The sequence below is a fragment of the Vibrio sp. EJY3 genome (genome assembly GCF_000241385.1).
GTDB classification, from domain to species: Bacteria; Pseudomonadota; Gammaproteobacteria; order Enterobacterales; family Vibrionaceae; genus Vibrio; species Vibrio natriegens.
Window position 1 is genome coordinate 1,403,077 of the sequence record NC_016614.1, and the last position, 21,037, is coordinate 1,424,113.

Annotated in this window: 18 protein-coding genes; 12 read left to right on the top strand and 6 right to left on the bottom strand. The window is 45.8% G+C overall.

Annotated elements, in window-relative coordinates; genetic code table 11:
- The first annotated feature begins 16 nt into the window (after window positions 1–16).
- Window positions 17–1,888, top strand: a complete 1,872-nt coding sequence (locus tag VEJY3_RS22145) for a methyl-accepting chemotaxis protein (protein ID WP_014234664.1) — start codon at window positions 17–19, stop codon at window positions 1,886–1,888.
- A gap of 66 nt (window positions 1,889–1,954) precedes the next feature.
- Here VEJY3_RS22145 and VEJY3_RS22150 read toward each other — a convergent pair whose 3' ends face one another.
- The 3 genes from VEJY3_RS22150 to VEJY3_RS22160 form a co-directional block, all read right to left on the bottom strand.
- Window positions 1,955–2,317, bottom strand: a complete 363-nt coding sequence (locus VEJY3_RS22150) for a hypothetical protein (protein ID WP_041170425.1) — start codon at window positions 2,315–2,317, stop codon at window positions 1,955–1,957.
- Between the two features lie 233 nt (window positions 2,318–2,550).
- Entirely contained in the window at window positions 2,551–3,708 is a 1,158-nt protein-coding gene (locus tag VEJY3_RS22155) for an amino acid permease (RefSeq protein WP_014234666.1), read from the bottom strand.
- A gap of 678 nt (window positions 3,709–4,386) precedes the next feature.
- On the bottom strand, window positions 4,387–4,695 hold the full coding sequence (locus VEJY3_RS22160; RefSeq protein WP_014234667.1) for a hypothetical protein: 309 nt from the start codon (window positions 4,693–4,695) through the stop codon (window positions 4,387–4,389).
- 138 nt (window positions 4,696–4,833) lie between these two features.
- Here VEJY3_RS22160 and VEJY3_RS22165 point away from each other — a divergent pair, with 138 nt between their 5' ends.
- A complete protein-coding gene (locus VEJY3_RS22165; RefSeq protein WP_014234668.1) occupies window positions 4,834–5,163 on the top strand; it encodes a helix-turn-helix domain-containing protein in 330 nt (109 codons plus the stop codon).
- A gap of 65 nt (window positions 5,164–5,228) precedes the next feature.
- Window positions 5,229–5,957, top strand: coding sequence for a DUF6515 family protein (locus VEJY3_RS22170; protein WP_014234669.1), 729 nt, complete (start codon window positions 5,229–5,231; stop codon window positions 5,955–5,957).
- Between the two features lie 24 nt (window positions 5,958–5,981).
- On the opposite strand, the gene VEJY3_RS22175 is transcribed toward VEJY3_RS22170, so the two are convergent.
- On the bottom strand, window positions 5,982–7,739 hold the full coding sequence (locus tag VEJY3_RS22175; protein ID WP_014234670.1) for an SgrR family transcriptional regulator: 1,758 nt from the start codon (window positions 7,737–7,739) through the stop codon (window positions 5,982–5,984).
- A gap of 242 nt (window positions 7,740–7,981) precedes the next feature.
- Here VEJY3_RS22175 and VEJY3_RS26100 point away from each other — a divergent pair, with 242 nt between their 5' ends.
- The 7 genes from VEJY3_RS26100 (at window position 7,982) to VEJY3_RS22205 (ending at window position 13,947) form a co-directional block, all read left to right on the top strand.
- Window positions 7,982–8,104 (top strand): hypothetical protein, encoded by a 123-nt coding sequence (locus tag VEJY3_RS26100; RefSeq protein ID WP_020335323.1) that lies wholly within the window; start codon window positions 7,982–7,984, stop codon window positions 8,102–8,104.
- A gap of 162 nt (window positions 8,105–8,266) precedes the next feature.
- On the top strand, window positions 8,267–8,608 hold the full coding sequence (locus tag VEJY3_RS22180) for a helix-turn-helix transcriptional regulator (protein WP_014234671.1): 342 nt from the start codon (window positions 8,267–8,269) through the stop codon (window positions 8,606–8,608).
- A 77-nt stretch (window positions 8,609–8,685) separates the two neighbouring features.
- Complete coding sequence (arsB, locus tag VEJY3_RS22185) at window positions 8,686–9,741, top strand: ACR3 family arsenite efflux transporter (protein WP_014234672.1); 1,056 nt, start codon at window positions 8,686–8,688, stop codon at window positions 9,739–9,741.
- Window positions 9,742–9,848: 107 nt separating this feature from the next.
- Window positions 9,849–10,640: a PhzF family phenazine biosynthesis protein gene (locus tag VEJY3_RS22190; RefSeq protein WP_014234673.1), complete on the top strand. Its 792-nt coding sequence runs from the start codon at window positions 9,849–9,851 to the stop codon at window positions 10,638–10,640.
- A gap of 331 nt (window positions 10,641–10,971) precedes the next feature.
- The gene (locus VEJY3_RS22195; protein ID WP_014234674.1) at window positions 10,972–11,919 is read left to right on the top strand and encodes an HlyD family secretion protein; all 948 of its coding nucleotides are present in this window, start codon (window positions 10,972–10,974) and stop codon (window positions 11,917–11,919) included.
- A 4-nt stretch (window positions 11,920–11,923) separates the two neighbouring features.
- Window positions 11,924–12,850 (top strand): ABC transporter ATP-binding protein, encoded by a 927-nt coding sequence (locus tag VEJY3_RS22200; RefSeq protein ID WP_014234675.1) that lies wholly within the window; start codon window positions 11,924–11,926, stop codon window positions 12,848–12,850.
- Entirely contained in the window at window positions 12,847–13,947 is a 1,101-nt protein-coding gene (locus VEJY3_RS22205; RefSeq protein WP_014234676.1) for an ABC transporter permease, read from the top strand. Before VEJY3_RS22200 ends, VEJY3_RS22205 begins: the two co-directional genes overlap by 4 nt.
- 25 nt (window positions 13,948–13,972) lie before the next feature.
- On the opposite strand, the gene VEJY3_RS22210 is transcribed toward VEJY3_RS22205, so the two are convergent.
- Window positions 13,973–14,344, bottom strand: a complete 372-nt coding sequence (locus VEJY3_RS22210) for a hypothetical protein (protein WP_014234677.1) — start codon at window positions 14,342–14,344, stop codon at window positions 13,973–13,975.
- A gap of 224 nt (window positions 14,345–14,568) precedes the next feature.
- The gene (fdhF, locus tag VEJY3_RS22215) at window positions 14,569–18,837 is read right to left on the bottom strand and encodes a formate dehydrogenase subunit alpha (RefSeq protein ID WP_014234678.1); all 4,269 of its coding nucleotides are present in this window, start codon (window positions 18,835–18,837) and stop codon (window positions 14,569–14,571) included.
- Window positions 18,838–19,026: 189 nt separating this feature from the next.
- Here fdhF and VEJY3_RS22220 point away from each other — a divergent pair, with 189 nt between their 5' ends.
- The gene (locus VEJY3_RS22220; protein WP_041170426.1) at window positions 19,027–19,422 is read left to right on the top strand and encodes a hypothetical protein; all 396 of its coding nucleotides are present in this window, start codon (window positions 19,027–19,029) and stop codon (window positions 19,420–19,422) included.
- A gap of 297 nt (window positions 19,423–19,719) precedes the next feature.
- Window positions 19,720–21,036 (top strand): TolC family protein, encoded by a 1,317-nt coding sequence (locus tag VEJY3_RS22225; protein ID WP_237708205.1) that lies wholly within the window; start codon window positions 19,720–19,722, stop codon window positions 21,034–21,036.
- Window position 21,037: the final 1 nt, after the last annotated feature.

Consider the following 21,037-nt stretch of genomic DNA (forward strand, 5'->3'; position numbering starts at 1 on the left):
TACTCAGAGGAAAACTATGAAATTCAGACACAAGGTTGTCACCGCCTCTTCAATTTTGTTGCTCATTACTGTGTCGCTACTGTCGATAGAGCAAGTCATAACGATCCGAGCTCAAACCAGCGAACATATCGATTCTAGCGTACAAGAAATCTTAACGAGCGTAGGGAACACGGTAGAATCAGAAATGTCAGCCAAGAAGAATCTCGCTCGCGCCACAACCGAGATCATAGAGCTCGACCCAAACTCACAGGACTATGTTAAGAGCATTGTCGAGAAACCAACCCTAAAATCCAGCTTCATCGCCATTGGTTTAGGCTACGAGCGTAACGGAGTGGTTGTCGAAAACGACGATGGCTGGGAGCCAGATGCGACTTACGATCCGCGTAAACGTCCTTGGTTTACCGCTGCAAAAAGCAAAGGCGACTTGGTAGTGACCGCACCGTACGTTGATGTTTCTACAAAAAGCGTAATCATCTCCGTTGGGACGCCAGTTAAAAACAACGGCCAGTTTACAGGTGCTATGTTTTATGACTTAGCACTCACGACACTTTCCGATTTGGTCAATCAAGTAAACTTGTTTGATGCGGGCTATCTATTTCTTGTGTCATCAGACGGCACCACCATTGCACACCCTAACAGCAAGCTCCATGGCGAGAAAATCAGCAGCTACTTGCCGCAAGTAAAACTGGAGAGCACAACTCAGAAGATTGAAATTGATGGCAGCCCATACATGGTCAGCCTGGAACACATCCCGAGTGAAGACTGGTATCTGGGTGCAGTGATCGACGAAACCATCGCTTATGCGGATGTGGCCGAGTTACGTAACAGTGCAATCATTTATTCAATCATTGCGATTATCGCGTCAATTATCGCGTTAACTCTGTTGATTCGCACATTAATGCGCCCGCTTGATACTCTCAACAACGCGATTAAAGATGTGGCATCAGGAAAAGGCGATCTCACTCAACGTCTGGAAACCAATACCGATCCGGAGTTTTCTGAGCTTGCAAAAAACTTCAACACCTTTATAGAAAATTTACAGCACCAAATCATTGAATCGAAGAGTATTTCTGACCAGATCCTAAGTGGTACGCAAATAACCGCCAAAGGTGCTGAAGACTCCGCAGGCGCTATTCAAACTCAGCTACAGGAGCTTGAACAGTTAGCAACGGCCATGCACGAAATGTCGGTTACAGCAACCGAAGTGGCGAACAATGCTCAAGGTGCCGCAAGTGCAGCGAAAGAAGCCGATCAAGCGACGGTCGAGGGTTCATCCGTCGTAAGCGAGTCGACACAAACCATCAACTTGCTTTCAGACAGCATCGATTTGGCCGTCGAAGAAGTTCATGTTCTTGAATCGGCAACGGCGAACATTGAAACGATCCTTAAAGTGATTAACGATATCGCTGATCAAACCAACCTGCTGGCTCTAAACGCAGCAATTGAAGCCGCTCGAGCGGGTGAGTCTGGCCGAGGTTTTGCGGTCGTTGCTGATGAAGTGCGTACGTTGGCTCAGCGCACACAAGAGTCTACAACGGAGATTCGCAGTATGATTGAGCAGCTTCAGTCTGGCGCTTCATCTGTTGCCAGCGCAATGCACCAAAGTAAAGGCAGCGCAGTTGAAGCCGTGGAAAAAGCTGAGTTAGCTAATAACTCATTGCAACGTATTCGAGATGCTATTCAGAGAATTTCGGATATGAACTTACAGATCGCCTCTGCGGCTGAAGAGCAAAGCTTAGTTGCTGAAGAGATCAACAACAATACCGTTAATATTAAAGACCTGTCGACTCAGGTCGCTGAATCAGCGAATCGAACTAACGAAGCGATGCGAACTCAGCAAGAGGATGTTCATAAGCAAGATGATATCCTCAACCGATTTACGGTATAACGTCATCTACAACAAAAACAGCGAGCTAGGCTCGCTGTTTTTGTTTCATCCACTTGTAAATTCAGACTAGAGTCTTAAATCAACGTGAACATAACGATCATTTGAACGACGATAATAGTGATCATCGACTTTTAAATAGGTCAAATTACCAATTTGGATAAAGACACTATTACTAGGAACGCGATCGCGGTAATAGTAGCGGTGTCTTGGTGGTCTATGCTCAACCACTATTACATCTCGATGCTTATGCTTATGTTTATGTTTACGCTTGTGCTTATGGTGGTGACGATCATGGTCATGATCATCGTGGTAGTGATGATGCTCACGTTCATAGCGATGCTTATGCTTCGGATCCGCCATCGCGTCGGCACTAAATATGCCTAAAGTCAGCATAACGCCAGCCATGGCAACAGATAATTGTTTTGACACAACAGTTCCTCTCATCGAAATTACCACTCTAATCTTAGGCAGCAGCTATCCTACTCATGTCAGACCACCGCTAAGGTTTTTCACCAAACCGTCAGAGTTTTTGCCATATATCAGGTTTACGTCAGAACAATTACTCTCCTTATGCACCCCCCACTTTAGCTACACATTTCATAACAAATAAAAAAGCCGCGCTGTTTTATCAGCGCGGCTCTACTAAATTTGACTGTAAAAGCTTACACAGCTTGAGCAACCAGCAAGAAGCAACCAAACAGGAACATCATGCTCATTCCCATTACGCCGCCACCAGCTTCATAAATACTGTTATCTTCTACTGGTACACGACGAACTTTCATTGTCATAGACAAAGGAACGAATACCGCAAGGAATACCAGAATAATACCTGCATAGCTAAGGATGGCTAAGAAGTGCTCTGGTGCAAACACGGCTCCCAGTAACGGTAAAATAAACGTGGTGACAAATACCACTGGCTTACCCGCTTGTAACAAGTCTGCATTTTGATCGTAAAGGGCCATCGCCACCCCTAAGAACGAGGTCAATAGCGCCAAACCAGTAAACATAGACAGAATAAACTCCAGACCAGAGTACTGCTGACCAAGCACCGCAATCAATTCCGTCACATTTGAGTATTGAGCCAGCTCCTGAGGGGGTAAATTGCCCACAACTGCAAGTAGCCATAGCAGGTAACAAATAAGAGGAATGGTTGAGCCAACAATGATCATGTTTCGCAACTGCGTTTTGCTCGCTTCTTTGTTGTAACTAACCAGAGACGGAATCACGACCATAAAACCAAAGCTCGTAAATAGAACTGAGCTGGTTTTAATCAGCGCTACTTTGTCTTCGCTCACGACTTCATCTAGCCCTTCAAACGTCACGCTTGGCATAAGAGCGAAAAGAGTAAGGATAAGTGCGGCGATCATACCAATGAACAAAGCGCGGTTAAGCTTATCAACAACGCCTGTGCCTGCAGAAACAACGATGCCAACCAAAAGAGTGAAGCCAACTTGGCTTGAAATTGTCGAGATTGGTAGTCCCATCGACGCAGTAACTTTTTGTAGCAAATCGCCAGCGCCGATAATGTAAGCCATGAGTAGACAAACAAGCAGCGCATAAAGCAGGCCGTTAGTAACCAACTGACCACCTTTACCAAGCGTTTCGCGAGCAATTGCATTCATGCTAACGCCACCACCGACTTTACAGCTCGCTTCAAGAAGAAGCAGCGCCGCGTAAGTAGTTCCGGCCCAGATGAACAGCATAAGAAGTGTGCCCCACAGGAGGCCAAATTGAGCAAGCACCATAGGTATAGCAAGCATACCGGCGCCAAGAGCAGTACCTGCAACAATCAGGGAGCTGCCGACAAGTTTTAGATTCACGGTCAATACCTCTAAATTCAATCCGTTTTTGTTCCCCCTGCCGTACTTAATCCAAAGTACAAACAACAAAACGTCCCCTATTTGCCAAAATTGGCCGAAAACCGGCGTCAATTAGCAATAACATGCACTGAAAAAAGAGAACGCACTCTGATTTCATCGGCATGTAGGCGAGCATTTTTGGGCGATATTCTGATTGATGGGATGCCCACATTTTGGGTTCGAAGCAAAATAGGTCATCAAATTCATCAATCTCTCACTCGAAATAGAATGAGATTGGTTCGGCGAGATTGTACGGCATAACCAGGAGAATTGAAAAGTAAAAGGTCAAAGTTTCAGCCATATATTTTAGTGGTTGCAACTAAACACCTAACATGTGCGGTTAAAATAACCAGTAAAGAGAGGAATGTCTGGCACTCCCACGGGAATATATCGAGTGTACACTTTTATTTACAGCTTGTGAGAAGACGTTAAATTCCAATGCCGTAGCCTAGATCAGACAATATCGCTATTATTCGCTGCGTACCGACATCGTTCGGTTCACATACCTCTAAAACACTGAGTTACGGTTCGAAAATTTGGTAACTTAAGTGACGAAATGCTGGGTTCGGTTCCCCAGCATTTACATTTCCCTGGTATTAAACCAAATCTATACGACACATAACGCTTTGAGTTTATTAGTCAGCTTTCGTCTAAAGCCTGGATCATATACGTCAAAGCATGAATGCCCTCATCTGCAATCACTTTTTCGGTTTTGCTCATGCTCTTATAAAGGGTTTGCAATTCTTCTTCACCAATCGATTCACGATGTAAGTAAAGTTCCTTGTAGTTCATTAATCGCAACTGAGATTCACGCGTCAACGCCAACACACTTCTCCCGAAAGTCTGCTGTTTGTCTGCAATTTCACTACGTAACGTATCTAAAATGCGTTGCATTTTGCGAATATCTGTTTCATTCGTGGTTAAATGATAGGACTGATAATTTTCCATTTTTTATAGCCAACTGAAATATATGTATTTTTTAGGTCGCCATTCATATACCTAATTATCAATAAGATAAAGAGCAGCTGGTTAAACTGGTCCACAAATTGCTTTAATTAGGTCAAAACAGTCCTGTCTGGAGAAGCTATGCATGTCGACCCTATTATTGAAGCACTGATCAAAAGACGAAAAGAGATGGGTTTTTCCCGTGAACAAATTGCCAAAATGGCAGGGATGAGCGTAAAAACCTATCAAAGAATTGAGCGCGGTGAATCTGACCTCAAGCTTTCACAATACCGTTCAATCTTAAGATCAATGCAGCTCACTGATCTTGATCTCTCTCTCGACGTCAGGGGTGTAGAACATGTGACAGAACAGGACCTTGCTTCTATCGCACGCTTACTATCCCCTGAAGCTCAATCCTTATTAGTACGTCTTTTGTCTCTCGTACTCGAGCAACGGAAGAACACTTCCTAAGCCTGATGCTCTGTTATAATTAGGTATGAGTATATTTGCTCTCCAATATGTAACGGAGACGTTTTATGAAACGCGGTTTAATTAGCAGATGGGTTGTTACAGCCTTGACGTTTTTCCTTATAGGCAGCACATCGGTGTCGGCTAAGCCACACAACGAACCTTCCGTGCGCCCAATTACTCAACCAGGGAATAAGCATCAGACCCGTCCGGTGCAACGTCCAACAGTAAAGCCAACTCATCCACCTTCTCAGCATAGACCACCAAGCTATCATCGTCCTCCGAATGTCAGCAGACCACCGAGTTACCACCGTCCTCCCGTGGTGATTAGACCGCCTAAACATCATTCGACTTATATTTATGTACGCAGTGGGCATCGTTACCCACCATACCGCGGCCATTATTACTACTATCACCGAGACTTAGTCGATATCGCGACGTTCGCGATTTTTGCTGGTATTACTTACGCTATCATTCAGGATGCTTATTATAAGAAAAGTGGCGATCGCTACGTGTACGTAGAAAGTCCACCGGCGGGAAACTACACAGTCATCGATGGAAGCGAAGTGGTAAGCTATTCCGGCTCAAATAGTGCGACCGTCACGCAAAGCTCCAGCTCGACTTCAACTAATGTGTCCTCGAACAGTCCATTCAAAAAAGGAGAGATTGTTGACTCTTTGCCTAGCACTAAGAAAACGGTAGTGGTGAATGGACAAACTTACTTTCAATATCAAAACGCTTGGTTTCTCCCTTTACGAGATCAGCGTAAATATGTGGTTGTCGAATCACCGTTGTAGCGCGTATACGATCTCTAGCTAATGCTAATCCGCTGACCACACTGAACGTATGTCTGGCCAGCCCCAGTTAGTCAGCGCTACGTCTTCGAGTACCCCCTGAAAACGTAGCGTTTGGGTGTGATGAAACATGGGTGCAATCCAATATTCACTGACCAGCGTTGAAGCAATCGGTTCTAGCGCTTCCAAATAGTCTTCGAGCTGAGTATTTGCCCGAAGTCGTTCAAGTTGCTCATCCAGCCACACTGCATTTTCCTGATTCAAGGTATTATGCAAAACGGTGTGTGTATAAAAATTGCTGAAAGCCGATGCATGCCGATTGTCATCCAAATTGATATTGGTCACCACGAGTGTTTCATTCAGCGTGCCATTGCGTGCTCGCTCACTCAACTCTCGATATGAGTACATCACGGTCTCTACTTTACAACCCGTACTTTCTAATTGGCGTGAGATAGCACGAGCGCACCGCCGCAAAGCCGTATAGTTATAACCAGCAATACTGATGTGTTTGGGTAGCTTGGTTTCTTCACCAAACGGACGGAGAACCGGTCTCCAGGTTGGCAATAAATTGAACGCAGGAATGCTACCGAACACGATATTTTCACTTTTCATGATTTCAACCAAATACTTGGGTTGAATCAATTCGGCGATATAACGACGTTGTGCCAAAGACAACGCGTGCTTCGCCCGGTGGTTAAACAAAGCAAACAAGCAGCCGTCTTCGATTCGGCTTCTTTTATTTGCCGCATATGTCTGTGCATCACTCATCGACATATAGTGAAGACACGCGCCATCATCCGTATTAGCCTCAACCAGTTCTGAGTTTGAAGATAAGGAGGGATTTTCCATCTTTTCGTCATCGACAATCCATATGGTCACTTGGTCGGTCAGCACTCGACAAGAATAGTAGCCTTCAAACGCCTGTAGCTTTAAACGGTTTTCATTATGTTCGATCACCGAAAAAGGACCACTCCCAACAACGAGTCGATTATTTGCCTCATTGACCTGACTCGCAGGCTGGATGCCATATTTCACCCCGGAAATCAGTCCCGCGAAACCCAAATCAGGCGTGTTCAAAGTAAAAATCACCTTGAGCGGATTCGGGGCAGTTATCGTTTCGACATGGGCCAAATCTTTTTCGTAGTAATCGAGAAGCTTTAACTTATTAAACAGGCTTACAACCGTATCTGCATCAATGGGGCTACCATTATGGAAAGTCAGTCTGGGACGAAGATAGAAAGTCCACTCGTACTTGGCCTCGTCATATCGCCAATGATGTGCCAGTTCCGCTTTAACCTGGCCATCATTGTCGCTAGCAACTAAGCAACAGTATATTTGTCGTAGCAAAAATCGTTCACTGCTTCTCTGAAGTTGATGCGGCACTACACGTTCAAACGTCCGCTTATAGGTCAGCTGTATATTGAGTTGGCCTTCTTGAAGTGAGGCACCAGAAGTCGTTTTCAGTAATCGCCCAAAAGCCGCTTCGTCTTCATCTAATATGGAGAGCGCTTTTTCGTATTTTCCTGACTTAATTCGCTCTCGTGCGAGCGTTTCCTTCAATGCACTCAGTTCAACATTCATTAATAAGGTAGAACGATGATTTCGGCCTGCTTTAGGCTGCCAGCTCAACCATTCATGCTGCTGCATTTGAGCCAACAGGCTTCGCGCATGACGAGGCGACACAAACAATAACTCAGCAATCTCATGGAGCGTGGTTTTCGTTTCCTTACCAACTTCAAACGGCATTAAACGTTGATAGTAACGAAACAAATTCAGATCAGACACGGAGCTTTTCCTTATCTTTTGATGAGGCTTTTGGGAATGGAGTATTTTACTGAAGTTAGGAGAAAAAAAATAAGAAAATCTCGAACTAATGAGTTCCTCTTTTCCGCCTTTTCTCGCGCCAAAAAGCCCAACGTCCGCTTAATTTTAGCCTTAACAGGAACAAAAATAATAAATTCACTCTGTTTTATTAGTCCCCTTTTCTCAACATACTGAATTTGTCAGCACGAGAAGGAGAAATAAACATGATGTCAAAACCAGATAAAGCACCGATGGCGAACTTTTTCCAAAAACGCCTCATTCAGTCGCACAGCAAACTAGAAGTGATGGCTCTGGTCCACCTCAACGAGATGTTCCACTGGTCGTAATTCCCCCTTTGCAAAGCAGAGCCTTAGCTCCTGATACCCCCAACGTCTTTAGGTTCTGCTTTCTTTCTCTCCATACTTGCTATCCTCAGGATCAACTTGCACAACCCACTCGTACCACGTACACTTAATCGCAATTCGACGATTAACTATAAAGACCGACAGATGAGTGATAAATGCGATAATACCTGCCAGGTTTCTTTTGAAACGACTGAGCAACAACTGAACAAAGAAAAAACCTTGGCTGCACAGGCAAAAGCTTTATCACACCCTGCACGGATACGTATCCTGCATATCCTCCATAAGTTAGACACAATGGACAACTGCTTGAATAGTGATTTAGTCTCTGAGCTGGGCCTGGCGCAATCCACCGTTTCTGAGCACTTACGAATTCTAAAACAGGCAGGCTTTATTACTGCCGAGCCTAATCCACCAAAAGTTTGCTACCGTATTCAGCGAGAAACACTGAATAGTTTCAGCACTGAATTCTCAAACCTTTTCAACTAACTGATTCCGCCTTACACGTTAAGATGAGTAAGCGCAAACTCAATAATCGTCTTTCGACGATATACGAGGAAGACACGATGACCACTGAAGTTTTAAGTAGTGCCAGTAATAAAATGAGTTTTCTGGATCGATACCTCACAGTATGGATCTTCGTCGCAATGGCAATTGGTGTTGCTATCGGTGCCGTTTTCCCTCAAGTAGCACAATGGAACGAAGCCATGTCAGTCGGCAGTACCAACATACCACTGGCTATTGGCTTGATCCTGATGATGTACCCGCCACTGGCGAAAGTTGACTACGGCTTGCTGGGAACGGTGACGAGAGACAAAAAAGCCATCACACTTTCATTAATAATGAACTGGATTGTTGGTCCGATTCTGATGTTCATTCTTGCGCTGACATTCCTTGGTGATCATCCAGGCTATATGGTTGGGATAATCCTCATTGGTCTTGCTCGTTGCATCGCTATGGTTCTGGTGTGGAACGACATCGGCGGCGGTAACAAAGAGTATGGGGCCGCGCTGGTCGCTTTGAACAGTGCTTTTCAAATTCTGACTTACAGCGTGATGGCATGGCTGTTTATTACGGTACTGCCGCCCTATTTTGGCTATGAAGGTTTCATCGTTGATATCTCTATGGGAGATATTGCTGAAAGCGTTCTGATTTACCTTGGCATCCCTTTTCTCGCTGGCTTTCTCAGCCGTAAGTGGCTAGTCGTAGCTAAGGGGGAGCAATGGTACAAAGACGAGTTCATCCCGCGAATTTCTCCGATCACGTTAGTCGCTCTGCTTGCAACCATTGTTTTGATGTTCAGCTTAAAAGGTGAAATGATTTTAGAGCTTCCTATGGATGTATTCCGAGTCGCAGTTCCACTGGCTATTTACTTCGTATTGATGTTTTTTGTTAGCTTCTTTATCGGTAAAAAAATCGGTCTCCCATACGACAAAAATGCTTCTATTGCTTATACAGCGACTGGTAACAACTTCGAACTCGCTATCGCAGTTTCTATCGCGGTATTTGGTTTAAATTCCGACCAAGCGTTCGCTGGTGTGATTGGCCCACTGATTGAGGTGCCAGTATTAATAGCGTTGGTTAACGTCGCACTCCGAATGAAAGCCAAATACACAAGCTAATTAGAAAATTTAAACTGATATCCTTCAAAACGCCTTCCCTTTTCGGAAGGCGTTTCAGTATAGTGAGTATGAAACTTCGTTTGAGCTCGTGGAAAAAGGGAAAATAAATGGAATTAGATATTTATGTTGTAGACGCATTCACAGATGCACAATTTAAAGGCAACTCTGCCGCTGTCGTCCCTGTTACTGAATGGTTAGCACCTGAGCTCATGCAAAATATCGCTGCTGAGAATAACCTCTCTGAGACCGCATTTCTAAAACAGATTAACGAAAATCAATATGAAATCCGCTGGTTCTCGCCACTGACAGAAATTGACTTTTGTGGCCACGCAACACTTGCTTCAGCCATGGTTTTATTCGACCAACTCAATGTCGACGGTACTATCGAATTTCACACACTAAATGTTGGTAAACTCAGTGTTGTGAAAAATGCTTTGAGCAAGATCGAAATGACCTTCCCTGCCCGACCACCTGAACCAGTCAGCACTATTCCTACACAACTGATAGAAGGACTGAATTGCAAAGTAGACCGAGTGCTATTAAGCCCGCAAGCGTACTTTGTCATATTGGAAAACCAACAAGAAGTGCTGGACGTTCAATATCAATCTGAGCAGCTTAAACAACTTGCTCCTTATGACGTCGTCGTTACCGCCAAAGGCACTGATTATGACTTTGTTTCGCGCTACTTTTGGCCTGCTAACGGTGGTGACGAAGATCCGGTAACGGGTTCTATACACGCAGGACTCGCGCCATTTTGGACAGAGGAGCTTGGCAAGACCTCACTTGTTGCCTATCAAGCCTCGGCTCGAGGTGGCGTATTGCACTGCCAAGTAAACGATAACAGCGTTGAAGTTTCCGGTGATGGTGTGCTTTACCTGAAAGGAAAAATTTTCGTTTAACGTAACGACAATAAACAATCTAAATACAGCCCAGCCGCGGTTGGGCTTTGTTCTCAAAAGACGTTATATCGACAGCCGATTAATTGCTGGCTTACTCACTAACCGCACCTGCGGATACATCATAAAGAAGTACAAAACTCGATCATGCTCTCGATTCTGCACACTAACCTCCTGGCATTTCAGTTGCGAACCTAAGCCTCTAAATTTTAAAAGAATAGTTTCTTCATTCCATGCTAAGCTCTAGTAAAGCTCGTTCACTGCTGAAATGTATCCAGTAATTTCAGAGCATCAAAATGACTTGTCTAAACATCTTTCAGGGAAGCACCGCACTATGAAGCGAATTATCTTTGGCACCTTAATTATTGCTCTACTGACTGCATGTTCAAAAGACAACACACATCAGGCACTTGGAACACTAGAGCGTGACCGCGTCACTTTTACCGCAACTTCAAATGAGATAATTCGCGCTCTACCCGTCAAGGAAGGCAGCCAAGTCAGTGAAGGTGAAGTCCTCGTGCAACTGGATACCAAGAACCAACAAGCGGTGCTCGCTCATACAGTAGCCGAGCAAGCCAAAGCCGAAGCTTATCTCTTGAAGTTAACTAACGGTGAGCGTCCTGAAGACATCGCTGCCGCCTCGGCAAAAGTCGCAAGAGCGGAAGCACAACTCACAGAAGCTCAGAAAAGCTATCAACGCACAGTCGAACTGGTCAGAAAAAAGCTCATTAGCCAATCGGAGAAAGACTCCGCCCTAGCAGCAAGAGATTCAGCTCGGGCTGAGTTGAACTCCGCCAAAGAAGAGTTCAGCAAGCTCACTGCCGGCTCTCGGCCTGAAGATATTGATCAGGCTAAAGCGGAATTGATGGCAGCGAAAGCAGATGTTGCGTTGCAAGAGCAGAAACTTGCAGAACTGACCATTACCGCCACACGCGATGGAACGTTGGATAACTTACCCTACAACCTTGGGGAGCGAGTGCCAGTGAATGGTATCGTTGCGGTAATACAAGCGAGCAGGGTCCCCTACGCCCGAGTTTACGTTCCTGCTAAATTTCGTCTTAGTTTTGTCCCGGGAAAAACCGTTACGGTTAACGTGGATGGGCTAGCAAGTCCTTTACAGGGAACCGTACGCTGGGTAGCCACTGAACCGTCATTTACACCTTATTTCGCGCTCACAGAAGAAGAACGTTCGCGTTTGATGTACCTGGCTGAAGTCGATTTACCTGAGTCGGCAAAAACGCTGCCTTCTGGTGTGCCAGCTCAAGTTGACCTAGTGGAGTAACGCGATGACGGAATACGCCATTCAGGCTAAGAATGTCGTCAAGAAATTCGGTAATTTCACGGCGATCAACGACATCACACTGAATGTTCCCAAAGGCTCTATCTACGGCTTTTTAGGTCCGAATGGCTGCGGTAAGTCGACGACTATTCGTGTACTGACAGGTTTGCTCAGCCCTACGGAAGGCAACGTCGATGTTCTTGGGCTGGAGATTCCTAGGCAGTCCGAAATGCTGCGGCTCAAGATCGGCTACATGACTCAGAAATTTTCGCTTTATGACGATCTCTCGGTTCAAGAAAACCTCGAATTTATTGGCCAAATTTTTGGTCTGGGTAGCAAAGCGCTTAAAACCCGGATTGAAGAACAATTGAGAACCTATGGGTTAGATCAGCTACGAAAGCAACGAGTCAGCGGCATGAGTGGCGGGCAAAAACAGCGTCTTTCTCTTGCTGCTGCAACAATGCATAACCCCGAACTTCTGTTTCTTGATGAGCCTACCTCCGCCGTCGATCCTGAAAACCGACGTGAGTTTTGGGAACAGTTGTTTGATTTATGCGACCAAGGCACCACCATTTTAGTAACCACCCATTACATGGACGAAGCCGAACGTTGCCATCGTCTGGCTATTATGGAATCAGGTGAAATTCGTGCCGATGGCGAGCCGGAACAGTTGATGGAAAATATGGGCGTGAACATTATTGAAGTCAAATCAGACAAACTGCGTGAGTTAAAAGAAAAACTCCTTCAACGTGATGAGGTTCGTTCTGCCGCTCAATTAGGGGTTCGTTTGCGCATTCTGATCCACCAGCATGTTGAGCATCCAATAAATTGGCTCAAACAGACATTTCCGGAATTAGAACATGCCGAAATGAATCATGCACGACCAAGTCTGGAAGATGTCTTCGTCACTGTAACAGGGAAAGGTCGCCAATGATCAAGCCAATAGCCCGAATGAAAGCCGTGATGATCAAGGAAATTCGTCAACTTTCCCGAGATAGGATCACCTTTGGCATGGTCGTGATGATCCCGCTTATTCAATTACTGTTGTTCGGGTTCGCAATCAATACGGATATTCGCAATATTCCGGTTGGTGTCGTCGATCAAAGTGGCAGTACGGCCGGGCGAATCATTGCTCAGTCAGTTGAAGTCACTCAGGTTGTCGATATCAAAGAGACCTATGCCACTGCTCAAGAAGCAGAGCAAGCCATCCAGGACGGGCTTGTGCGAGCAGTGCTGATTTTACCGAGCGACCTTACGCAACGCATGATGCAAGGGCGCGAACTGGGCCAATGGATCGTCGATGGTTCAGATACCATGATCAGCTCAGCGATATTGTCGCTGCAAACCATGCCTCTCACAGACTTTGACTTCGAGATCCGATCCAGACCGACCAAAACGTTTGAGGTTGCGCTTTACTACAACCCTAGCCGCCGTTCTGCGGTAAACATTGTTCCGGGGTTACTCGGCGTCATTCTCACCATGACGATGATCTTATTTACCAGTGCGGCTATTGTTCGGGAGCGAGAACGAGGTAACTTAGAACTTCTCATCACGACACCAATCCACTCAATTGAGTTGATGATTGCGAAGATCGTGCCTTATATCTTCGTCGGCTTGATTCAAGTCTTTATCATTTTAGGTCTCGGCCATTGGATTTTTGGCGTTCCTATCAACGGTGCCATCAGCCAAATGCTGTTTGGGACATTGCTCTTTATCGCGGCGAGTCTGACCTTAGGCCTGATGATATCCACCATCGCAAAAACACAACTTCAAGCCATGCAGATGACCGTGTTTATTCTGCTGCCATCCATTCTGTTGTCTGGTTTTATGTTTCCCTATGAAGGAATGCCAGTGGCGGCACAATGGATATCGGAAGTGCTTCCCGCCACCCACTTCATGCGGATGATTAGAGGAATTGTGCTACGCGGTGCGGACTTATTCGATTTATGGCGAGATACGTTATGGCTAGTCGGATTTACCATACTCGGTCTCTTAGTTGCTTCTCTCAGGTTTAAGAAGTCGCTCGATTAACAGCGTACCAAACGCTGTGCATCTTTTAATAGTACTCGCCCATAGAGCAGTCACGTATTTGAGAAATTGTGTAGTTATTTAAAGAGTCTATCTTAAAATCAAACACAACTTCTTTACAGACCATGCCCTGGCGGTCACTGTAGGTGATAAAGCCTTCACTATAGGCTCGATTGCCATCGGAAGATTTGATTTGTGCTGCAAGCTCTAAGTAACCTTTGTGTGCATCAACTCGGTTCATCACTTCGAACGCATCCAGCCATTCTTCTCGATTTGCCATCTTAAGTAGCATTGATTCGGCTTGAGATTCCAACTGCTTTGGGTACACATAAAATCGGTTGTATCCAAAATATGCGCACATCAATAAAAAAACGACTGCTAATGAGGTTGTTCTTGTCATGCAAGTGCCTCTTGTTGTTATAAAAACTCAACGTTGTAGTCTGAGTATAGGAGCTCAGCAAATTTTAGGTTATAGAACTTGCCTGAATAACAGAGGGCCGTCAGAAACAGTCAATTCTCTGACAATCTCGCGTCCAATTCACATAAAAAAGGGCAGGGATCATATTATGATTCCTGCCCATTTCTTTTCGAGGCTCAATGCGAAGCCCGTTTTATCCTGTCTGCCTAATCCGTATGTACGTGTTCGGTAGTTATACTCTCAGTCTTAACGGGTTCTACTATTTCAACTTTTACCGCCGCAACCTTAAATTCTGGGATTTTCGCATGCGGATCCGTTGCCGTAGTTGTTAAGCGGTTAACTGGCGATTCAACAAAGTGGAAAGGAATAAACACCACCCCTTTTTGCATTCTCTTGGTTACAAACGCATCAATTTCGATATGACCACGACGTGTCGATATTTTCAGGCGCTGACCATTGCTGATCCCCAAAGCCTCGGCATCTTCGACGCTGATCATGGCTCTCGGTCCTGCAAGATTATCCAACCCTTTCGTTTTTCGCGTCATGGTCCCGGTATGGAACTGCTCCAACACTCGGCCGGTTGTCAGTACCAAAGGATACTCTTCATCTGGAAGTTCAGCGGCATACCGGAATGGAATGCCCACCATTTGCCCTTTACCACGGGTAAACTGGGTTTGGTGCATGATTCGCGTGCCGTTCGGATTATTCTTGTTGCTCGGCCATTGCACACCATTTGGCGTGATAGCGTCCCAACGTAAACCCGCATACTGAGGCGTCACACGAGCAATCTCGCTGGTAATTTCAGACACGCAGTGATAATTCCAGTCACTACCCATCGCGTTAGCCAGCTCTTGAATGATCCACCAATCCTCTTTGGCCTCTCCCGGAGCGGTAACAACAGCATTCACACGCTGTACCCGACGCTCAGTGTTAGTGAAATGCCCTGATTTTTCAGCAAATGAGCAAGAAGGCAGAACCACATCGGCATACTGCGCCGTTTCAGTAAGGAAGATATCCTGCACAACCAAGAAATCCAGTGCCTCTAAGCCTTCAATGACATGCGCTTGGTTTGGGTCACTCAATACTGGGTTTTCACCCATGATGTACATGCCTCGAACTTCTCGTTTGCATGCGGCATCAATAATTTCAGTCAGAGTTAACCCTTGCTCTGCCGACAAATCGGGCGCATTCCATTCTATGGCAAACTTCTGTCGTACCATTGGGTTATAGACTTTTTGATAGCCCGGATAGCAGTTTGGCAATGCCCCCATGTCGCACGCCCCTTGCACGTTTGACTGACCGCGCAATGGGTTGATGCCTCCACCTTCGATACCAATGTTTCCACACAACAATTGCAGGTTAGCAATCGAACGAACGTTATCATGCCCGGTGGTATGCTGCGTAATCCCCATCGAATAATACACAGCCGTACGCTTGGCAGTCCCAATCATACGTGCCATGGCGAAAATATCGTCGGCTTTCACACCCGTGACCAGTTCTACTTTGTCCAGGTTGTAAGCGGGTGACATCACTTCTTGCAGTAAGGTATCAAAGCCATCAACGCGCTCTTCGATGTACTCCTGATCAAACCAGCCATTCTTAATAATCAGCTGCATTACGCCATTTAGTAGCATGACATCCGTACCGGGACGATGTGCTAAATAAAGCTCTGCATGCTCAACAATATCGACACGTTTTGGATCAGCCACCACCAGACGTGCACCATGATGACGAATAGCTTGCTTGATATGAGATGCGATGATTGGATGCGCAGAAGTGGTGTCTGAACCGATAATAAAAATCACATCCGAGTGTTTGATACTCGGAATATCATTCGTCATTGCCCCACTACCCAGTGAAGCTTCCAGCCCAGTGACGCTTGATGCATGACAAAGTCTCGCGCAATGGTCAACGTTATTGGTACCGAGTTCGCGGCGAATGAATTTCTGAAACGCGTAGTTGTCTTCGTTGGTGGTTTTTGCTGAAGAGAAACCCGCCAGCGCATTGCTGCCAAAATCTTGTTTTATCGACGTAAACTTAGACGCGACTAATTGAATAGCTTCTTCCCAACTTGCAGGTTGCAGCCATCCATCTTTACGAACAAGCGGCGTGGTTAACCGCTCTTCGCTGCCAATGAAGTCAAAACCAAAGCGCCCTTTTACGCACAACATACCTTGGTTAACCGGTGAGTCAGCACCTTTGACATAGCGAATTTTATTCTCTGCCTCGTCAACAAACATGGTTAACTTACAGCCGACACCGCAGTAGGTACAGATAGTGTCAACGGCTTTCAAATCCTCAGTTCGGCCTTGTGATCGATCACGGCTGTCTACCATTGCACCCGTTGGGCACGCTTGCACACACGCACCACACTGCACGCACTTGGAATCGCCCATTAGCGTTAAACCACTAGGCTTATTCCCTTTTTGTTCTGAACGGAATCGAGGTCGATCATCCGGTCTCAGTGCCGGACGGCCATTAGCATCGCTTACAAAACTGAGCACGCCATGAACGGCTTGCTCTCGACACGCCTGAATACACTGACCACAACTGATACAGCGGTTGGCATCGAACTCAATAAACTCCGAACTGCGGTCGACTTCGTATTTATGGCGAAGATCTTTTGCTCGCAGATCAAGCCATCCTTGATGATCGACGACACTAGTGGCTTTAGCTTGTAACAAGTCATCGAATTTCTGTTCAGCTTGATATTCCGTTGAATAATCTCGTAAAGCACAGTCTGTGTTCGCCTGACAGCCACATTCAAGACAACGTGCCGCTTCTTTCATTGCCTCTTCATTATCAAATCCGAGCTCAACTTCGGCAAAACTCTGCTCACGCTGCTCAGGGGTTAATTCCGGCATGATCGTACGAGCGACTTTTTGGATGTTTTCAAAGTGAAGCGGATCAACTTGCGACAATTTTGGCTCTTTACGAGAGTTAAAAGCTGGCGTTGGCATATCAGCCATGTCTCCGTTTAGGAACAGGTCGATCGCTTTCGCCGCTACTCGCCCATCTCCAACCGCTTCTACGGCCGTTGCCGGACCACGACGGAAGTCACCAATGCTGAAAATATTCCCCGTCCCGGTATGCATAGTTTGTGCATCAGATTCTGAGGTGTTCCAACGGGTAAGCGGTATTTCTAACGAATCATTGTCTAAGAAGCTCAAATCAGTCTTCTGTGATACCGCAGCAATCACCGTATCGAATGCTTCTGTAAAGAACTCCCCTGTCGGTTTCGGACTGCGGCGTCCTGATGAATCCGGAGCACCAAGTGCCATCCGCTCTAAACGAACAGCATTAACACGACCGTTTTCATCAGCTAAGTTTTCTGCAGGGTTAGTCAGAAAGTGGAACTTAACACCTTCATGCTCAGCTTCAACAATTTCATAGTCTTCTGCTGGCATTTCATCTCGAGTTCGACGGTAAATCAACGTCGTATCAGCACCAGCACGTCTTGCGGTTCGGGCACAATCGATCGCGGTGTTACCACCACCAATAACGGCTACTTTTTTGCCAGTGACATAGTTTTTTTCGGTTACGTAGTCTTTCAAATAATCGACGCCCAGATAACAGCCTTTTAAATCGCTCCCCGGGTAAGCCATCTCGACCGCTTTAGAAGCTCCGACAGCCAGACAAACTGCATCATAATCTTTACTTAATTGAGAAAGCGTGAAATCAACGCCAAGCTTTTTATTGGTTTCGATTTGCATGCCGTTACGGCACATCAGTTCGATCTCTTTATCCAAAATATCTTTTGGTAAACGATATTCCGGAATGCCGTAGCGTAGCCACCCGCCCGCTTTTGGCATCGACTCAAAGACGGTAACGTCATAACCTTCGTTAGAAAGATAATAGCCGGTGGTTAATCCCCCCGGGCCACTGCCTACCACCGCAATTCTAAGGCTCTTGGTCGCCTTTTTCTCCGGCACGTAAGCGTCATAAGAAGCCAAATCGGTGTCTGCCGCGTGACGCTTAAGTTGACGAATGGCAATAGGCTCATCGACTAAAGAACGGCGGCATTCACTTTCACAAAAGGCCGGACAAACACGTCCGATTGATAGCGGCATTGGCAGCGTTTTTTTGATCACTTCAATCGCTTTTTGGTGATCATTCTGTGAGATATGGTAGAGGTAAGACTGAATATCAACACCAGCGGGACAAGCCGTTTTACACGGAGCTTCGCAGTCAGCGTAATGGTCCGTCATAATTCGGTTAAGGGCTTTTCTTCGGTGTTCACTGAGTTGCTCTGACTGGGTAACGGCGTTAAGTCCTCGATAGACTTCGAGCTCACACGCTCGTTTGGTACCACCACTTTCTATCTCAACGACACATAAGTCACATGGCACTTTCTCGTTACTTTTGTTCATGCCGCAAAGCGACGGGATTTCGACCCCACATACTTTTGCCGCTTCAAGAAGAGTTTGCCCTTCTTCTACAATTCGATACTTCCCGTCGATGATAATTTCGATCATACGCTACCCTGAGTTAGCCACTTAACCCTTACTTAATTTAAGGATAAATCCTACCGCGGGAAGTTCATGTGACAAAATGCTCACTAACTACATTTTTATCGACAAATATTAACTATTGACTTTCCCCCTAGGGTAACCTTTACTCTCCAAGGGTTATTAACGAGATACATTCATTTTACTGGAACGAGTATGCACCTTAAATCTTGGCATACAATTTGGTTGACTCTGCTGACAACGCTGATCCTTTTGGTATCGAGCGTGGTAAACAGTGCACCACTAATGAACCTAAAAATGATGTCAGATCAGACACTCACTCAGCAAAATGAGCACTGTGGGTCACACAGTATGGATATGAGTATGGCGATGTCTCATAGCTCAGCCCCTTCCGACATACCAATGAGCTGTGCGGACAACTCGGGTATGGTTCATAACTGCTGTACAACGTCCTGTTCGTTTGTTTTTGTTTCACTACCCGTTCCCGAAAACAGACTTTCTCCGCTGGCACAAAGAGCCTCCTTCAATATTGAGAACCATGACCCTGTCGTACAAGTCAGTCACGATCTCTACCGACCTCCTATCGTTTAATTCAATAAAAGCATTCGACCCTGCTTAACCTTGCAGGTTGTTTAATTGCGCCCGACGATTGGTCCAATTACCCAAATAACGCCTTACGATCTCAGATTATTTGTATCGTCTAAGAGCTGAAGTAATCACAACGTCCAAACGTCCGGCAATCACCAGCTTTCGCATCGATTCACACTATTTGTGCGTTTACGAGCAAGTCTGGTATTAATTTGGATGAAAACGATGGAATTCACCCCAAATCACTTAGTGACATCAATAGGCTCACTAGCCCTGATTGCTTTGCCTGCATTTAATGTGATGGCACAAACGCCATCACACGAAAAAGCAGTCAATGTATCTCAAGCACAATCGACCCAAGAACTGGCAAAGCTGATTAATATTGCGCTTGAAAACGATGGCAATCGCAAACAGTTCTTTGCTCAATCGGAAGCCATGCGTGAGACCGGCATTGCAAGCGCGACGCTAATGGATCCGAAACTAAAAGTGGGTGTTGGCGGACTACCTGTCGACAGTTTTAAGTTCGACGAAGACCCGATGACTAATATCTCAGTTGGTCTAATGCAGCAGTTTGAGCGCGGTTCTACCCTCGACCTTCAACAGAAGAAAGCTAACCAACAAGCGGATGGCTTATCTCTGCAAGTGCATGCAAGAGAGCTGGATATAGCGAATAACATGACTCAACTCTGGCTTGAGCTTGGCTATCAACAACAAGCAGAACAGATCATGTTAGAAAACCGCCGCTTGATGAAGGAAATGGAGAACTTCATACAAACCAATTACTCAATTGGCAAAAGCGAAGCTCAGGACCTTCTTAACGCACAGCTGCAAGTAAGCAAGCTGGATGAAAAGTTACAGGCTAATGCTCAAATGCAGCGACGTTTGGTAGCCCAGCTTTCTGAATGGCTAGGCTCTGACTGGTTGGTTAATCATTCTCAACAAGGTACTCCATCGCTACAAGCCAGCAACCAACTTAACTGGAATAATCTAAATCAGGCCCTCGCCTCTGGGGCTGATTCTACGCAGCACTATCAACTACTTAGCCAGCACCCAATGGTGAAAATGGCCGATGTCAGCATTTCAACTAATGAAACTCAGGTTGAAATTGCCGAGCAAGCTTATAGTCCGCAGTTTGGTGTCGAAGTTGCCTATGCCTATCGCCAGTCAAACAACATGAAAGGTGAGCCGGCTTCAGATTTAGTCAGTGCGTATTTAACGATGGATATTCCGCTATTCACTGGCAATCGCCAAGATAAAAACCTCGCAGCGGCGCAGTATCAGGTAGGAGCCGCGCGCTCACAGAAAGACACATTACTGACGCAAATGAACGCCAAAGTGAACACGCTTTTGGTCGACCGCAGCAACTTAAGCCAACGCCTGGAGCGTTATCAAACCACTTTACTTCCTCAGGTCAACGCTCGGATTCGGGCAGTAGAACGGGGATACCAAAATAACACCGCGCAATTCAACGATGTGATTTTGGCCAGTACCGATGAGCTTGCTCTGCAGCTCGAGCAACAACGTTTGATCACTGATTTAAATATCGTCAATAGCAACTTGGCAACTTTACTGGGTGGTTTTGAATATCAAGTATCAGCACCGGAATTAAGGAAGTAAC

What these genes read in the sequence shown, in the direction of transcription:
- VEJY3_RS22145 (WP_014234664.1), top strand. Translation starts at nt 17, where the DNA reads ATGAAATTCAGACACAAGGTTGTCACCGCCTCTTCAATTTTGTTGCTC.
- VEJY3_RS22160 (WP_014234667.1), bottom strand. Translation starts at nt 4,695, where the DNA reads ATGGAAAATTATCAGTCCTATCATTTAACCACGAATGAAACAGATATT.
- VEJY3_RS22165 (WP_014234668.1), top strand. Translation starts at nt 4,834, where the DNA reads ATGCATGTCGACCCTATTATTGAAGCACTGATCAAAAGACGAAAAGAG.
- VEJY3_RS22170 (WP_014234669.1), top strand. Translation starts at nt 5,229, where the DNA reads ATGAAACGCGGTTTAATTAGCAGATGGGTTGTTACAGCCTTGACGTTT.
- VEJY3_RS26100 (WP_020335323.1), top strand. Translation starts at nt 7,982, where the DNA reads ATGATGTCAAAACCAGATAAAGCACCGATGGCGAACTTTTTCCAAAAA.
- VEJY3_RS22180 (WP_014234671.1), top strand. Translation starts at nt 8,267, where the DNA reads ATGAGTGATAAATGCGATAATACCTGCCAGGTTTCTTTTGAAACGACT.
- arsB (WP_014234672.1), top strand. Translation starts at nt 8,686, where the DNA reads ATGACCACTGAAGTTTTAAGTAGTGCCAGTAATAAAATGAGTTTTCTG.
- VEJY3_RS22190 (WP_014234673.1), top strand. Translation starts at nt 9,849, where the DNA reads ATGGAATTAGATATTTATGTTGTAGACGCATTCACAGATGCACAATTT.
- VEJY3_RS22195 (WP_014234674.1), top strand. Translation starts at nt 10,972, where the DNA reads ATGAAGCGAATTATCTTTGGCACCTTAATTATTGCTCTACTGACTGCA.
- VEJY3_RS22200 (WP_014234675.1), top strand. Translation starts at nt 11,924, where the DNA reads ATGACGGAATACGCCATTCAGGCTAAGAATGTCGTCAAGAAATTCGGT.
- VEJY3_RS22205 (WP_014234676.1), top strand. Translation starts at nt 12,847, where the DNA reads ATGATCAAGCCAATAGCCCGAATGAAAGCCGTGATGATCAAGGAAATT.
- VEJY3_RS22210 (WP_014234677.1), bottom strand. Translation starts at nt 14,344, where the DNA reads ATGACAAGAACAACCTCATTAGCAGTCGTTTTTTTATTGATGTGCGCA.
- fdhF (WP_014234678.1), bottom strand. Translation starts at nt 18,837, where the DNA reads ATGATCGAAATTATCATCGACGGGAAGTATCGAATTGTAGAAGAAGGG.
- VEJY3_RS22220 (WP_041170426.1), top strand. Translation starts at nt 19,027, where the DNA reads ATGCACCTTAAATCTTGGCATACAATTTGGTTGACTCTGCTGACAACG.
- VEJY3_RS22225 (WP_237708205.1), top strand. Translation starts at nt 19,720, where the DNA reads ATGGCACAAACGCCATCACACGAAAAAGCAGTCAATGTATCTCAAGCA.